At 36.0% G+C, this 15,846-nt stretch carries 14 protein-coding genes and 1 pseudogene; 5 read left to right on the forward strand and 10 right to left on the reverse strand.

Annotated features, from left to right (window positions below):
* Positions 1-438: DDE-type integrase/transposase/recombinase (locus tag FC36_RS06395; protein ID WP_156409529.1), on the forward strand; the 438-nt coding region annotated here is incomplete at its 5' end.
* A 301-nt stretch (positions 439-739) separates the two neighbouring features.
* Here FC36_RS06395 and FC36_RS06400 read toward each other — a convergent pair.
* The 6 genes from FC36_RS06400 to FC36_RS06425 all read right to left on the reverse strand — a co-directional run bounded on the left by FC36_RS06400 (position 740) and on the right by FC36_RS06425 (position 6,741).
* On the reverse strand, positions 740-1,588 hold the full coding sequence (locus tag FC36_RS06400; protein ID WP_025021553.1) for an aldo/keto reductase: 849 nt from the start codon (positions 1,586-1,588) through the stop codon (positions 740-742).
* A gap of 138 nt (positions 1,589-1,726) precedes the next feature.
* Positions 1,727-4,156, reverse strand: coding sequence for an EAL domain-containing protein (locus FC36_RS06405; protein ID WP_056986784.1), 2,430 nt, complete (start codon positions 4,154-4,156; stop codon positions 1,727-1,729).
* A 239-nt stretch (positions 4,157-4,395) separates the two neighbouring features.
* A complete protein-coding gene (locus FC36_RS06410; protein ID WP_025021394.1) occupies positions 4,396-4,749 on the reverse strand; it encodes a hypothetical protein in 354 nt (117 codons plus the stop codon).
* A 19-nt stretch (positions 4,750-4,768) separates the two neighbouring features.
* Entirely contained in the window at positions 4,769-5,707 is a 939-nt protein-coding gene (locus FC36_RS06415) for a 50S ribosomal protein L11 methyltransferase (RefSeq protein WP_056986785.1), read from the reverse strand.
* A gap of 20 nt (positions 5,708-5,727) precedes the next feature.
* Positions 5,728-6,054, reverse strand: coding sequence for a branched-chain amino acid transporter permease (locus FC36_RS06420; protein ID WP_025021395.1), 327 nt, complete (start codon positions 6,052-6,054; stop codon positions 5,728-5,730).
* On the reverse strand, positions 6,055-6,741 hold the full coding sequence (locus FC36_RS06425) for an AzlC family ABC transporter permease (RefSeq protein WP_235805808.1): 687 nt from the start codon (positions 6,739-6,741) through the stop codon (positions 6,055-6,057). It abuts the gene before it with no gap.
* Positions 6,742-6,930: 189 nt separating this feature from the next.
* On the opposite strand from FC36_RS06425, the gene FC36_RS06430 reads away from it, so the two are divergent.
* Positions 6,931-7,398 carry a Dps family protein gene (locus tag FC36_RS06430; RefSeq protein WP_023858815.1) on the forward strand — a complete coding sequence of 156 codons (468 nt, stop codon included), beginning with the start codon at positions 6,931-6,933 and terminating at the stop codon, positions 7,396-7,398.
* A 106-nt stretch (positions 7,399-7,504) separates the two neighbouring features.
* On the opposite strand, the gene FC36_RS06435 is transcribed toward FC36_RS06430, so the two are convergent.
* Entirely contained in the window at positions 7,505-8,890 is a 1,386-nt protein-coding gene (locus FC36_RS06435; protein WP_051528002.1) for a L,D-transpeptidase family protein, read from the reverse strand.
* Positions 8,891-8,990: 100 nt separating this feature from the next.
* Positions 8,991-10,070: a glycosyltransferase gene (locus tag FC36_RS06440; RefSeq protein WP_081781997.1), complete on the reverse strand. Its 1,080-nt coding sequence runs from the start codon at positions 10,068-10,070 to the stop codon at positions 8,991-8,993.
* Between the two features lie 332 nt (positions 10,071-10,402).
* Between FC36_RS06440 and FC36_RS06445 the strand changes: the two genes are divergently transcribed.
* The 3 genes from FC36_RS06445 (at position 10,403) to FC36_RS06455 (ending at position 13,831) form a co-directional block, all read left to right on the forward strand.
* Positions 10,403-11,620 carry a glycosyltransferase family 8 protein gene (locus FC36_RS06445; RefSeq protein WP_025021398.1) on the forward strand — a complete coding sequence of 406 codons (1,218 nt, stop codon included), beginning with the start codon at positions 10,403-10,405 and terminating at the stop codon, positions 11,618-11,620.
* A gap of 16 nt (positions 11,621-11,636) precedes the next feature.
* Entirely contained in the window at positions 11,637-12,839 is a 1,203-nt protein-coding gene (locus FC36_RS06450; protein ID WP_056986786.1) for a glycosyltransferase family 8 protein, read from the forward strand.
* A gap of 152 nt (positions 12,840-12,991) precedes the next feature.
* Positions 12,992-13,831 (forward strand): alpha/beta hydrolase, encoded by an 840-nt coding sequence (locus FC36_RS06455; protein WP_025021401.1) that lies wholly within the window; start codon positions 12,992-12,994, stop codon positions 13,829-13,831.
* Positions 13,832-13,932: 101 nt separating this feature from the next.
* Here FC36_RS06455 and FC36_RS12485 read toward each other — a convergent pair.
* Positions 13,933-15,255, reverse strand: a pseudogene (locus FC36_RS12485) (ISL3 family transposase).
* Between the two features lie 129 nt (positions 15,256-15,384).
* Positions 15,385-15,738, reverse strand: coding sequence for a glycosyltransferase (locus FC36_RS06470; RefSeq protein WP_056986787.1), 354 nt, complete (start codon positions 15,736-15,738; stop codon positions 15,385-15,387).
* Between the last annotated feature and the right edge of the window lie 108 nt (positions 15,739-15,846).

Genomic DNA, 15,846 nt, shown 5'->3' on the forward strand with positions numbered 1-15,846 from the left:
AAACCACAAAAAGTACGATTACATGCGGTATTAGATTTATACGGACGTTACGTGATCAGCTATAACCTTTCAAAAACGGAAACTACATCGGCAGTAATTGATACATTTAAGAAAGCGTTCTCTAAAGAGCCAGAAGTAAGACCTATGGTTCATACAGATCGAGGTGCTGCATACTGTTCACTTGCCTTTAATCACTATTTAGAAAAGATGAACTACGTCCATAGCATGTCTCATCCTGGACATCCATGGGAAAATTCTCCTATGGAGAGATGGTGGAATGATTTTAAACTACTTTGGCTGGAACGACACCCACAGCCACAATCATTTGAAGAATTAAAGAGACTGATTGACGAAGGTGTAAAATATTTCAATACAAAGAGAGCTTATGCATCAAAAAACGGTCTGACTGCGGAAAAATTCCGCAATCAGACCGCATAGTCTATTTTATATATTTAAACTGTATACTTGACAGGACATAGTGCCTAAACTTGAGGGTTTTTATTTTGAACTTGAAAAAGCTTAATTGATAGCGTACGATATAATTTATAAAAAATATTTTAGGATTATTAATGAAGCTTTAGCGGTTTCTTATTTGGACCTAAGTTCAATAGCTAGTTTTTTCTTTCTAATCCTGCTAGCAATTATTTGGACAAAGTTGAAAGTTAGATATCTAATTCATCACTAAGACACCAAAAACACTGTGAATCCTACTAAAATTCACAGTGTTTTAATTTGGTTTTTAAAATTCAGCTTGGTCTGGATTAGTTGCTAAGCCGGCAACGCCACGTAAACCATCTAAAAGTTGTAATTCTTGGTTACTCAAGGCAAAATTGAAAATTTCAGCATTAGCCTTAATGTATTCATCATGCGTTGATTTAGGCAATGGTAGGAAGCCGTGTTGCAATGACCAACGCAAAAGCACTTGCGGTACACTCACCCCATGAGCAGCGGCAATTTGCTTGACCGTTTCATTTTGCAATAAACGTCCCGTTCCTAGTGGACTGTAAGCCTCATTCAAAATTCCATGTTCAGCATTAGCGGCTAAGACATCTTCTTGCAAGTCACTAGGGTTAAGATAGTTTTGGTTAACGGCTGGAACTACAGTTGCCGTTTTTAGTAAAGCATCTATGTGTTGCCGACGGAAGTTGGAAATCCCAATTGCCCGCACTTTACCTTCTTTAAGTGCTTCTTCCATCGCCCGCCAGCTATCTGCGTTACGCTCTTGCCATTCATTCCGGAAAGCTTGTGGATTTGGCCAGTGAATCAAGTAAAGGTCCAAGTAATCCGTGCCTAACTTTTGCAAGCTCAAATCTAAAGCCGCTTTGGTTTCTGCATATCCATGATCGGCATTCCAAAGTTTACTCGTTAAGAAAATATCATGGCGGTCAACGCCACTTTCCTTAATGGCTTGCCCCACACTTTCTTCATTACCATAAGCTGCAGCAGTATCAATATGGCGGTAACCCACATTTAAGACCGTTTTTACGGCATGTTTAGCCACATCACCGTCAGGTGTTTGCCAAGTTCCAAAACCTACTACAGGAATTTTGACCCCGTTATTCAATAAATAGGTATCTGTAAGGTTCATTTAAAACACACTCCTTTATTGTATTATAGTTTCATTGTAACTTTTTCCTTACTAAAAATCAATAAAACGTTTACTTAGGTATTGTAATAAAAAAGCTGCGGACATCCTCGCTAGGAATCCACAGCTTTTGAAAAGATTCTAAATTTTTAGGTGGCTGACCATAGCTGCCACTCCAGTAGTATCTGTACTCAAAGTCACATTACTTTCCGTGAATAAGGTACATGGGGTGCCATCAATTTCATGAATATCTTGAATAACCTGAGCTATTTTTTTGAGAACCTCATTTGCTTGAGCCATATCTTTACATGGGTAAATCAAAACAAAATTTGCTCCAGTGGTGTGCCCTAAAACTTGCCCTAAGGAAAGTTTCTCGGAAATCCTTTGTGCAATTGTCCGCAGTAAGTTAGTATCAATCTGTTTGTTATAAGTTGCTAAATGCCGTTGGTAATTAGTGATACTGATATTGGCCAAGGCGTAATCTTGCCCTGTTTCCACTCGGTTAGTTTCAAAGTTTAAAATCGTTTCTAACAAACCATTGACATTCATGATTTTCATTTTTTCATTTACAAATTTAGCATTATTTTTTCCACTGCTGGTATCAATAAAATACCCTACTAAGCCAATAATTTTCCCTTCATGATAAATTGGAAATTTACTGGCCCGAATGTCATAAAGTTGGCCCTTGACAGTTGTCGTACCAATGACATCCGTCGAAGTCTTTCCCTCACGCAAAACTTTATCTTCTTCCATCCTAAATGGTTCATTAAGAATATTCATCTGTAATTCTTCATCAGTCTTACCGATAATCTCAGCGACCGATTTCAAACCATAGAAATCAAGGAAACTCTGACTGGCGCCGAGAAAACGACGTTCGGTATCTTTCCAAAAAATCCGTAAGTCGCTTTCTATCAGGGCACTACTCCAAATATCATGGACAATATTGGACAACTCAACCTCAGTTTCCTTAAAATGAAGCCGTGATTCTGGCGCAATATCGTCACGATAAAAGAGGTAAGTATGTTCGCTAAAATCACTCATCGTAATAATATTGTACTTCGTCATTTGATAATCGCCATTCTTTTGTTTAACTCGAAAAATATCAGTTAAAAAGGCGCGACCTTTTATCCGCTCATCTAAAGTATTAAAATCAATAAAGTTAATAAATCGTTGTCGGTCATCAACGAATACATTTTCTTCCGCCCAAAGCTTAATTGCCAAACTTCTTTGACCATCAACCGATGTCCTAATCTTGCTATAAGACTTATCACTACTACTTGTCCCAATCTCTTTATATTGATTGGTCACCGTATTAAACAGTCGCATACTACCATAAAGTGGATAAAGATGTTGATTAATTTTATTTAACAAAACTTGCTCTTCTGAATCACGAGCACTAATCACTGAGATTAAAGTTAGCTTAAAGGCAGCTTTACCTTCCTTATGCCCAATTTTTTCGACGATAAAGCGCACTGGATTTTTCCCGTGGACTGCCGTAAAAGCTTCTTCTTTTTCAGAATATTGTGCGCGTAAAAAACTGTTTAACAATGATGAATAAAATGGTGAAAAATTCAAGTCATCAAATGAAAATACCCGTGGAATCTGATCGGCACCAATTTCTTGTAAAGTTTCGCGATAGTAGTCATTAATATATAAAATATAACCTTGGCGCTTTTGAAAGTCCATTTCTACTAAACTAATGGCTGAATCTGTTACAAAGTTTACCTTCCCAATTTGACTCAAGTAGGTATTTTGCATCCGTGAAGACATAACCAAACCTTGGCGCCGACAATTTTCAAGGCACTCTTCCCAAGGCATGGGTGCACCAAAATAATAACCTTGCACCTGTTCACAGCCAATTTTACGCAAAAAATCAAATTGTTCTTTGGTTTCCACCCCTTCGGCTAAAACATGAATCCCTAATTTTTTGGCCATATCAACTACTGAAGTTATAATATCTTGACTTCGTTGTGAGAAATTGGTCAGAAAATCTCGGTCTAATTTGAGTTCATCAACAAAAAAATCTTTCAAAAAATTAAGGGAAGAATAGCCCGAACCAAAATCATCCATCCACACGGTATAGCCTGTCTTACGTAAGAGTGAAACAGTTTCACGGATTTTTTCTTGAGTTGCCGGATCGGTAAACATACTTTCTGTAATTTCAATGTGCACAAAATCACGAGGAACATCATACTTACGAACTGCCGCCTCGATTTCTTCATAAATATCACAGTAGATAAAATCTTGGCGTGATAAATTGAATGAAAATGGTAAAACAACATCTTTTTGCCAATCAACCTCAGCATAAGTAGCACACATTTTTCTAACTGTATAAATATCTAATTTGTAAATTAAGTGATTGTTTTCTAAAACTGGAATAAAGTCTCCCGGATATAACATCCCCATTTCCGGGTCCTCCCATCGCGCTAAAACTTCAGTCCCCACTAAAGTATTCGTTAAAGTATTAACGATAGGTTGATGGTAATGTTTAATCCACCCTTCTTCTAAAGCCTGGTCGAGGTGGCTAATAATCCATTCATTTTTCTCTTGCATATTTAATTGTCTTTTCATAAAAAAGCCTCCACAAACCACATATAGTATATACAAATATTATCACAATAAAAACTTAAGGTCTAGCGCTTTCACAGAAATAAAAATGTATAAAAATTTACCTATATATATATATATCAAACGTTGATAAATCAACGTTTGTCTCCTTCGGAATTCCTTGTAATAAGTCCTTGTTATATTAATTAGATTATTATTTGATATAAAGTAACTATTATTTTTACTAAATTATGGTACTCCATCTACCAAGTCCGACGACGATTTGAAAATTTTTTCTTTATTCGCATCGTTTTTCGTAAGGTTGCAGCATAGTTACGTTTCGCTCGGGCCAGTTTTCGCTCGTCCTCCATACTTTGAGGACTACAATCCTTATAACGCGCTGTTACTTGCACCGAAATCCATTCATCCATAGCCTTACGAGCTTGTTTTTCAGTTATCTGATATTTACTGGCAACCTCGCTTACCCCTTGTAAAGTTGACTTTTTTCGGCCAATTTTAGTGAAATCTTTTTGCATACGTGTCGTTATTTTGACGCTCTTTTTCGGCACTGTTTTCACCCCATTTTCAAGTTTAGAGGTTAAATTAACTTTTGTCAAACCTAATTCTAAAACTTCTTTACCTGCCCACGACTAAACAATGCCACCGTTCTTCGTTCAGATGTAATTTCACTTTAAAACCTAACTTTTGTAATTTTTCATCCAAGGCTGGGTAGGCCCTAGTTTCAATCCCTGAAAGAATTGCCACGCCATTTTCTGTGAGGTAACTAGCCAAATTTTCACTAAATTCTTGCAAAATCTCTGCCAAAATATTGGCGCAAATCAGATCAAATTTTTCAGAAACTCCTTCAAGGAGATTACCTTGTTGAAAACGGATAGTGGTCAACTGATTAAGTGTGGCATTTTCCCGGGCTGCTTCAATGGCTTGACTCGAAATATCCGTTGCTAAAATATCTGTTTGTCCCATTTTGGCCGCCGCAATCGCTAAAATACCACTACCAGTTCCAACGTCTGCGAGCTTCACAGGGCGCGTTAAATAGCGCTCCATTGCCAAAAGTGCCAGTTGTGTTGTGAGATGTTCCCCCGTGCCAAAACCTAAACCAGAGTTAAGTTTAATCACTGCTTGATCCGGATAGGCGGGTTGATAAGTTTGCCAAACTGGTACAAACGCTAAATGACGCGAAAAGTTAATTACCGGGTAATTTTCCTGCCAAGTAGTCTCCCAATTAGTCAAAGCCTGCGCTTCAAAGTAGACCCTCACTTTCCCGGTCGCCAGTCCATAACCCGCTAACTCCCGAATTTTAGCCTGCAATTGAGCACAAACTTGCGCTTGGTCAACATCAACCGGCAAATAAGCCGTTAATTCCAGGTCTTCGGGTAAATTTTTAATCTTTGTCAAATCAACAAACGTAGAATCATGACGCTGACTAGCTACTTCAAAATCACTCCGACGCCGACTTTCCAAACCAGCTAAGGCATAACTTTCCTGAAGGTAGTAGGTCAAAGCCTCCTCTAGTTCGCTCGCACATTCAATTTTCAAAACTGCCAAAGCTTCCATGGCAACCCCTCCTCAATTTTCTAAAACAGATAATTAATTAACAAAATATATGCACCAGTACCAACAATCAAACTTAAAAACATACTGCGTTGCCAGAGGTGAACGATGATTACTAACACTCCTGCAATTAATTCTGGTAAACCATGACTCGGCCCCGTAAAATCCGCATCTTTATAACAATATACCACCAAAATTGCCATAATTGCAGCGGGTAAAAAATGCTCTAAATCAGTAATTAAACGTGGCGTCTTTTCTTGCTTATTGAAAATCCAAAAGGGTAAAAAACGTGTTAAAACCGTCGCTAAAACTGCAGCTGTAACGGTAATAAATTCTTGCATCACAGTCATCTAAGCACCCACTTTCTTACCACACAGGTAGTTTTGAATTAAGAAAATAGCCACTACCCCTAAGATTGCTACTAGGATAAAATTTTGTCCACCAATAAAAATTAGGGCTAAAACCCCGCAAATAAAACCACTAAACGAACTCAAATGACTTTCTTCATTTAGGAATTGCTCCAAAAATAGCACTAAGAATAAAGCTGTCATGATGAAGGAAAGCCCCTCAACTTCAATATTGATAATGTTTCCGAAAAGTCCACCTAACATTGAACCCAAGGCCCAGGCAAAGTAATCAAATATGGTCACATATAAGTAGCAACGTGTAAGATTTAATTGCTTCGGAGGGCGCAGACTATAATTAACCATAAAGGTTTCGTCAGACATCCCGTAAATCAAAAAGAACTTAGCGCTCCCAGCATTCTGATACTTTTCTAACATCGATAGACCATAAAAAAAGTGGCGGGAATTTACAATTAGGGCTACCACAAATGCAACCAAAGGATTGAAAGCCTTGGTCAAAAAATCAGCCGCAATAAATTCTACCGAGCCTGCGTAGATTGTGAGGGCCATTAGGGTTGGATAAATAAAGCTAAAGCCCAAACTATTCATATACAAGCCGTAGCCAAATCCCAAAAATATAAAGCCGGTCATAACTGGCAAAGCCTGCCGGAAAGCATAACGAATTTCTCCCAAATTCTCTTCCTCCTTTATTAATAAAATCTTAACCTTTATCTAACTATAACGCAAGCTGAGTTTCCCAGTAAGTAGCTTTTCAGCACGACTACTGACGACATTTATGAAAACGTAATCATTTCTTCGCGATTTTTTAATTAGACTGTGCTAGGCTTAATATATAATCAAATTACGAGGAGGAATTTTACAATGAAATACCCAAAGACAAAAGAGATTTTAAACCAACTCGTTGCTGACCTCAGCCAAATGTCCATGGTTATCCACCAAGCTCACTGGTACATGCGAGGGCAAAACTTTTTGAAACTACACCCACTGATGGATGATTTCATGACTGAAATTGATGATCAGTTAGATGTCATCTCCGAACGCTTAATTACCTTAGGAGGTTCACCATACTCGACTTTAAGTGAGATGGCTGCCCACACTAAAATTAAGGATGAAAAAGGTAGCTACGATAAAACTATGAATGAACGTTTCGAGCACTTACTTGCTGGCTATCGTTATTTGGCCCAACTTTACCAAGAAGGCACAGAGATTTCCGGTGATGAAAATGACCTTTCTACCCAAGACATTTTCATTGGTTTCAACACCGCAATCGAAAAGAAAATTTGGATGCTACAAGCCGAACTTGGCCACGCTCCACAAATTGATGACTAAATTTCTTTCAATGTAAACCCAAATAACCCGAGGATTTTGAATACCCTCGGGTTATTTATTTACTACCAAACTGTGGCTCCGCTATTAGAAAGCCATAGCCTCTCATCTAGTTATGCACAATCACTGGTTCACCTTGTTCTAATGCCCCAAAAACTGTGGCCATACTGCTAGGACGAATGTTGACACAGCCATTAGAACCATCGTTTAAATAGGCACTACCTGACCAATTGTGACGCCAACTTGCATCGTGGAAACCACAACCATCCACCGTAAATGGCGCCCAGTACCGCACTGGTGAAGCGTAGGATGAACCATCTGAGTGAACCCCACGTAAGACAGTTGGTGATTGTTTGTAACCAATGTAGTGCACCCCAATTGGAGTTGAACTACCATCAGAAACATTCCCTGTTACAACTGGTAAGGAAGTAATTAAGGTCCCGTTCTTGTAGAACCAAGCCATTTGTTGAGAGATTGATACTTCCGCATAAGTATCACCAATCCCATTAGCTGCAGTCACGTCATAACCAGTACCAGTATCGTAGAAACCAGTTCCGTAAATATCTGCCTTGGCATTCACAGAGGCTTTATTAGCTTGCAAAGCAGCTAATAAAGTCTTTTTAGCCTTAGCTTCAGAAATTTTCCAACCATAACTTCCATCTTGAACGGTAATTTCTGAACCACCAGTCGTCTTGAAGTTAAAACTCTTACCTAAGGTTGCTTGCTTAGCATTGATATCCTTAATTTGGTTAGCTAACTTACCGGTATCAAAAGTTAATTGCCCGCCCTTGTAAGAAGCTGATGTAATGAGGTCTTTAGCATTCAATTCGTAATCTTTGTCTTGGACTTTGTAAGTTACCTTCCGCATTACTAGACTTTCAAGATTAGTCTTTTGCTTTTGGACCGTCTTACTATCAGTAGTTAAAGGTTTAGCTTCCTTTCTAGCTACCTTAATCACACCCGCGTCTGCTTGCTTTTGAAAGTCTTGCATCATCTTCTTGACATCATAGGTATTGCCTGCCTTTTCTTTGACAAGACTTACTTTATCATCACGATAAACAGCATAAGCATCCACTGGCGCTTGACGACTTTCATTTTCTTTATCTAAATAGTTTTCCAACTTCGTCGCTAACTTTTGACTTCGAGCTTCATCAGCCTGTTTAACTTGAATGAAGTATTCCTTTTTACTCGTATTAGGTAAGAGAGAAACTTGTTCCTGCAAAACTTTAGCTACTTTAGCTTTATCAGTTGCTAAAATACCGGTATGAATGTCATTACCCTTATAGATACGCTTGTTACCAACATAAAGTTCATTGGCAACCTTAGCTTTTTCTAACTTAGCTAAGGCTTGACTAGCTGACTTACCACTAACATTGACCCCGTTAATGTAGGTATTTTGGTTAAAGTATGTTTGTTGGTGAGAATACCATGCTCCCCCAGCAATTCCTAAAGCAACCACTGCAATCCCAGTTGCGATAAAACTTTTCTTTTTCACTTTTATCCCTCGAATCTTCTCACTTTTTATCAAGTATACCACTTTTATTACAAGAATTTAAGTGTTATGCGTCATAAAATTTAGACTCGAACTTTTTACGCTAGCTATATTTTTCTTTGATTGCAGCAATTAAATCAGCAATCCCATCGGCTTGATATTCATAAATTATATCCTTATAAGCTAAATCTCTGTAAGTCAAAATAGGAAGCCCGATCTCATTAAAGTATTGACTTTCTTCATACGTACTCCCCTCTTCACCAAGCATCAAAATTGCCTTAATATTACTATAGTCGTAATACTTTGCTATGACATTTGCTTTTACAAAAACATTCGGATGTTGATTTAATTTTAAAACCTTTAGACTAACTTCGGTTGGTGCCATAATCAAAAAATTAATTTTGGGGAATGCTTGTGCTAATTCAACGATTCCCCTCATATTTTCAGTTCTGGTATAAACCAAGACTTGTTTTTTAATCTGCTGGCTGACATATAGCTGGAGTGCTTCATTGACACTCATAAAATAAAAATCCCACCATTTTTGACGTCCACGCATGAACGACTTACTAGCAGATGGTTTATAAGGCCCCGTAAAATGAATAATTTTAGCACTATTATGAGCTGTAAATTTTTCTTTAATTTCCTCTGAAAACGCTAAGATATCCGATCCATACGCAGCATTATAGTCAGTTGATAACTCAAAAATGTGTGTATAATTAAAAAATCCATTAACCACGCTTTGATCATCGGCCTTTAAATTATTTTTTAGACGCTTATCTACTTCCTTTTTTATTCCTTCAACATAGCCTTTTTCTCGCCATAATTCACAATCAATTAACATCACACCCGAGTTATAGCGATTATCCTTTGTATTGAAATAAAACCAGTCAATTGCCATCCCAATCGGATTGCCTTCTAAACTAATTTCAAACAATCTATCAAGATTATCAGTAACTACAATATCACAATCCAAGTATAATACTCTTTTAAGGTGTGGTAGTAAATCTGGTAGCAACAATCGGGCATATGAAATCTTACTGATATACTCAAAAGACGCATCCCATTTAAGCTCATTTTCATCAATTTTCCAGTCAAAGACCCTGTTATTTGTATTCGTTAGTTGTTCATTGAATTTTAAAAAAAACTCTGACGAGATATCAGTATTTACTACATAAATATGCAAATTATCATTTTATGCAATTAATGATTTAATAGCAACTGATAAATCATTAATATATTGGATCTTTGTCAATTAATACTGATAAAAATATATTCTAAAAAAGTAACGGTTAAGTAGTTTGTAAAAAGCTGCTAGATGGTTACTTTTTTTGTGCTCTTTTCTTTGATATTTAAGGAAAAAGAAGCGTAACTTCGCCTATTTTAGAGAGGGAAAGTTGACTGTCGTTTCTTTTCTTGAAGTCAGTGAAAATCATATTGTAAAAAACATTAACTCCCCCGAATAGTATTTTGTTATAATTAGAGTGATTAATTTTATGCGGAATACGGAGAAAAATTATGGAGAAAAATGTTGTCTTTTGTGTTGATAATCGATATCTATCGCAATTGGACGTTGCAATAAAATCGCTTATCGCTTATAACGAAGATTTAAATATCTATGTGGTGAATGCTGATATTCCATACGAATATTTTATGAAATATCAACATGTTTTGAATGACATGAGCAACCGTGTAATTGATTGGAAAATCGAAGAAGAAGAACTTAAATGGGATGCATCGTTTGAATATATCACTAAAATTTCTTATGCACGCTTACTCATCCCTGAAATATTACCTCATTTAAAACGGGTAGTATATTTAGATTGTGATATTGTGGTGACTGATAATATTGATCAGTTATTTGAAATAGACTTGATGGATAAGGCTGTTGGTTTAGTAATTGATTGGTTAAACTTTGCAACTGCAACTAATCGCTATAATTCAGGAGTGATGTTATTTGACTGTGATGTTTGGCGGCAAAATAATTATGTTTCAGGCTTAAAAGAAGAGATTGAAAAAAGAGTTAAACTTCAAGAAGAAGCTACAAAAGCACTCCCGCCTGAACTTGGGGCGGATGATCAACATGTTGTCAATGTATATTTTGATTATGATAATGTGTATGAATTACCTTACGAAATGAACACGCAATTTGGAACGATGATTCTTGGCATGGCGCAATATGCTAGAGATAAATTTAAAGAAATTAAAGCAGGAAAAATTATTCATTTTACTGGTCCGCTTAAACCTTGGGCTGAATGGGGAAATATGCGCGGACGTCAAAATTGGTGGGATTTTCATTTTATGAGTGTTCAAGATGCAGTGAAGATGCATCAAAAATTATTTGAACAACGGAAAATGCTAGTGTATACTCGATCAGCAAATATTCGTGGGCTTAAAGAGCTAACCGCTGCTAATCCCAAGATTGATTTCATTGTGGTTGCACCAACAGCTATAAGTAGGGAAATTTGGAAATTAAATATGCAACCAAATATCTTTGTGAGAGAACAATTTAGAGCGGATTATTTTGATTTTACTTCAATTAAGGCAATACTTATGTTGGGAGAAGAATTTAATTTAGAAGAAGATGGACGATTATTCAATTCAATGTCCGTTCCTATACTAACATATCGAGATTTAGCACTTGAAAATGTTGAATATGCTTATCAAGCTCAAGATGTAAAAGACTTGATTAATAAAGTTAAAGAATTAACTATGAGTTATATATCGGAAAAATAAAGGAGAAAATACTACGATGGAGAAAAATATAGTCTTTTGTGTCGATAATAGATATGTGGATCAACTTGATGTCGCCATTAAATCGTTAATCGCACATAATGCCCAATTAAATATTTATGTCGTGAATACTGACATTCCTGCAGAGTATTTTATGAAATATCATAACTTTCTTTTCGGAACAACTAATCGTGTAATTGATTGGAAGATTAGTGAAGCAGAACTAAAATGGGATGCCTCATTTAAATATATTACTAAAATTTCGTATGCGCGTATGCTTTTACCAGATTTGTTGCCACAAGACATTAATCGAGTGTTGTATCTTGATTGTGATGTTGTCGTGAATGCTAATTTGGATGAACTATTTAGAATTGATTTGAATGGAAAATCCCTTGGGATGGCATTAGATTGGTTTGGATATAAAACGATGACTAATCGGTATAACTCAGGGGTGCTTCTTTTTGATTGTGATGTATGGCGGCAAAATAATTATGTAGACGGGTTAAAAAAAGAAACTGAACGCCGAATTGCATATATTGAACATACAGATAAGAAAATCAGACTTGATGAACAAGCAGATGATCAACATGTCTTTAATGCCTATTTTGATTATGATTCAATTTATGAGCTCGCACCAGAATACAATATGGCTTATGGCGTAGAGGCTTATAAAGTCTCTCAACAAACTAAAGAAAAATTTTTGCAAAATAAAAGAAAGATTATTCATTTTACTGGACAAAACAAACCTTGGACATGGATGGGAGATACTAATGGACGTCAAGAATGGTGGATGTATCATGAAATGAGTGTCCGGGATGCATTGGCAATGTATCAAGAAAATCAAGCGCAAAAACAAGTGCTTGTATTTACGCTAACAGAAAATATTCGAGGAATTGAGCAGATTGCTAAACAATGTCCACAAGTAAGTTTTTTAATCGTGGCACCGACAGAAGTAACATTCAAAGTGTTGAGGTTGAATGCACATCCGAATATCTTTGTGAAAAAAGTGTTCATAAAGGAAAACTTTAATTATGATAAGGTTAAAGCTGTGTTAATGTTAGGGGAAGAATCAAATAAAGTTGCGGATCAAAAATTCTTCAATCAACGCGAACTACCCGTACTAACTTATCAAGATTTAGCTCTTGAAGGGGTTGAATATGCTTATCAAGCAACAAGCGTGGATGAGATGATTGCAGAATTAAACTTACGAGTTGAAAATTAGTTTGCGGCAAAATAAAAGGTCTACAAAATGAAGGAATAAAATTTTAGCCTCAAAATGACGATAGCATCATCTACTTATTTGATTCATCGTGCATCGTGCTCAAATGGTGCCTTTACTAGTTAAGATTAGATATTAATAAAGTAGGTGAATAAATGGCAATCAAAAAACTAAGTATATTGTTGGGGATGCTTTTTATTGGCGGCATAATTTTGGCATATAACAGCGTACAAAATAAGATTAATACGACAACTTATCATCACGCAAAAAGAGCAACTGTTTTTTTCCATGGATATGGGAGTTCCAGTAACGCTGAAAGGCACATGGCACAAGCAGCTAAACGTGCTGGAGTGACAAAGACAATCGTTGAGGCGGATGTTTCTGAAAATGGGAAGGTTACATTTCATGGAATTGTTAAAAAAGATGATATAAATCCGATTATTCTTGTGAATTACCGCAATAATCGGGATGGTAATGAAGCGAAATTAACACGATATTCTAAAAATGTTATGTTAGGTTTGAAAAAACGGTATGGAATTTCTGAAGTCAACCTTGTTGGACATTCGATGGGGAATATGTCGATAATGTATTATATTATTAATGAAGCTGATAATTTAAGATTGCCGCAAGTGGTTAAAGTTGTTGACATTGCGGGGCATTTTAATGGAATAAAAGGGATGAATGAACCGGCAAATGTTCAGTTGAACAAAGACGGTACGCCAACAAAAAAATCAGCTACATATCAGAGTTTGGAACGAATCCGCCAAGTTAAAAACTTGGATAAAATTCAATTTTTGAATCTATACGGCGATATTAATAATCAAAGTGATGGTCGGGTATCAAATACTTCATCCCAATCTTTACGTTCCCTTGTCAGCGAAAAGGCGAAATCATATCGAGAAGTAAAATTTACCGGGAAAAAAGCCCAACACAGTCAGCTTCATGAAAATTCTCAAGTAGATCGTGTATTGATTGAGTTTTTATGGAAAAAATAAAGAGAAAGAATGTAATAAGTTTAACATTAGTAGTAATGAAGGTTCTTTGTCAATTAATACTGATGAAGAAATCTAATTAAATATAGTCCAAAAAGTAATGGTTAGGTTGCTTGTAGAACAAGCTGCTTAGCCGTTATTTTTTTGCGCTTTTTATCTTTGATGTTTAGTGTAGTAGCTTGACTCGATAATAAAATGCGTAAGCGAAAGTTTTTAAAACTTCTGAACCCAAACGCTACGCGTTTTAATACTTTAATTTTATTCATTTTTCCTTCAATTGGTCCGTTTGTATAGTTATGAGTTAATGTCAAAAGGATTTCTTCCTTATGTTTTCTCAATGTTCGATGAGCATTACGCATTCTAGAAGGAATGGTACTTAATTTTTGATTAATAATATCGCTAAAGCGTTCAGCATCTTTAGAACGTAGAGCGTAAAGGACTTCTTGATAGTAGTTATAAACCTCTTTAAGTTCTTAATCCATTTCTAATAAACGATTAACCACATCTTCATCGCACAACAGAGAATGTTTAAAGTTTGGTCGTCTATTGAAATGCATGAAGTCCAGTTCAGTTGAATCTTTCATCAATAGTTTCCAGTAGCGTTTCAAGGCACGTCCTTCATGTGATCTCAAACCGAACTTACGAATAACAGCGATTCTAGTGCTTTGAAGCACGCGACTAACTTGAAGTACAACATGATATTTATCTGCGATAATTTTGGCATTGGGAAACAAATCATGAATTAAATTACGATAAGGTTGATAAAGATCAACAATAACAAAGCGAACTTTTTGACGTTCACGTCTACTATAATGGCGAAGAAAATATGAACGTAGAGCAGCATCACGACGTGATTGAATAACGTCAATTGTTTCGTGAGTATCTGCGTTAATTAATAACATACTCATTTTATCTGTAATATTTGTGCCAGAATTAAAATCATCTAAAGCGATAGCGTTAGGTAAGGATTTCTTAACTCTATTTAAAGTATCTTCAGTAGATTCCAGACATCTTTGAACAGTGTTACTGGAAACAGAGTATTCAAAAGCAGTGTCTTTCATAGATGTGGGCCGCTTGAAGTTAACAACGATTTGTTGTTTAACATAATTTGAAATAGAACAGTGTTCTTCAACCCCTAAAATAGGGAATACACGAGTTGAATGACAATTTTTACAGATAAATTTTTGTTTACGGATACCCATATATAAAGGTTTAGCAGCCATTTTAGGACAAAGAATTAAAACCTGAGGAGTTTTACCATTTTTAACCATATTGAATCCACAATTAGGACAGCGTTTAGGAGAATTAAAATTTTGAACACAGTTCAAAACTGTAAAATCAGCGAATTCGGAGAATTTATCTTTTGATTTATCCAAAATAATATGATTATCTTTAATTCCTGTTATATATTTGATATTATTAGACATAGAGAAGTCGATCCTTTCTTAGAGAAACCGGGGTTCAGTCGACTTCTCTTTTTTTATACAATTTTACAATAAAAAAAGTACTGATGATAATCTTGAAATATACTTCAAAATTTTCATCAGTACAGAATATTATAGAACCAAAAGTTCATCCAAGTTACCATTCACCACGACGTCACCATCGAGATAAAGTACTCGCTTTTCCTGTGGTAGTAATCTTCCTAGCATGATACGCGCATAGGAAATTTTAGTTATATAACTAAATGATTCGTCCCATTTTAATTGCTCATCATTAATCTGTACATTGACTACTTGACAGCTTGTATTAGCAAGGATTTTTTTATATTGAAAGAACCATTCTACTGGAATATCTGTATTAATAACATATATTGTTGTGTCATCATTATTTAACAAAATTGACTTAACAACCGTTTCCAAAGCCATAATATACTTGGCGTCAGTCGCAAAAGCAATTGCCTTTTTCATTTTTCCTCTCCCCTTTGTCATTAATTTAACAACACTTATATTATACACAAATCGTAAGCACCCTATAACACCCCCGTATTAATTATCGGGCAATCTCTCTGTATACTG

This window comes from Ligilactobacillus equi DSM 15833 = JCM 10991 (assembly GCF_001435735.1).
Classification (GTDB): Bacteria; Bacillota; Bacilli; order Lactobacillales; family Lactobacillaceae; genus Ligilactobacillus; species Ligilactobacillus equi.

Coding starts and splice junctions, on each gene's coding strand:
- FC36_RS06400 (WP_025021553.1), bottom strand. CDS start 1,588: ATGAACCTTACAGATACCTATTTATTGAATAACGGGGTCAAAATTCCT.
- FC36_RS06405 (WP_056986784.1), bottom strand. CDS start 4,156: ATGAAAAGACAATTAAATATGCAAGAGAAAAATGAATGGATTATTAGC.
- FC36_RS06415 (WP_056986785.1), bottom strand. CDS start 5,707: ATGGAAGCTTTGGCAGTTTTGAAAATTGAATGTGCGAGCGAACTAGAG.
- FC36_RS06420 (WP_025021395.1), bottom strand. CDS start 6,054: ATGACTGTGATGCAAGAATTTATTACCGTTACAGCTGCAGTTTTAGCG.
- FC36_RS06430 (WP_023858815.1), top strand. CDS start 6,931: ATGAAATACCCAAAGACAAAAGAGATTTTAAACCAACTCGTTGCTGAC.
- FC36_RS06445 (WP_025021398.1), top strand. CDS start 10,403: ATGGAGAAAAATGTTGTCTTTTGTGTTGATAATCGATATCTATCGCAA.
- FC36_RS06450 (WP_056986786.1), top strand. CDS start 11,637: ATGGAGAAAAATATAGTCTTTTGTGTCGATAATAGATATGTGGATCAA.
- FC36_RS06455 (WP_025021401.1), top strand. CDS start 12,992: ATGGCAATCAAAAAACTAAGTATATTGTTGGGGATGCTTTTTATTGGC.
- FC36_RS06470 (WP_056986787.1), bottom strand. CDS start 15,738: ATGAAAAAGGCAATTGCTTTTGCGACTGACGCCAAGTATATTATGGCT.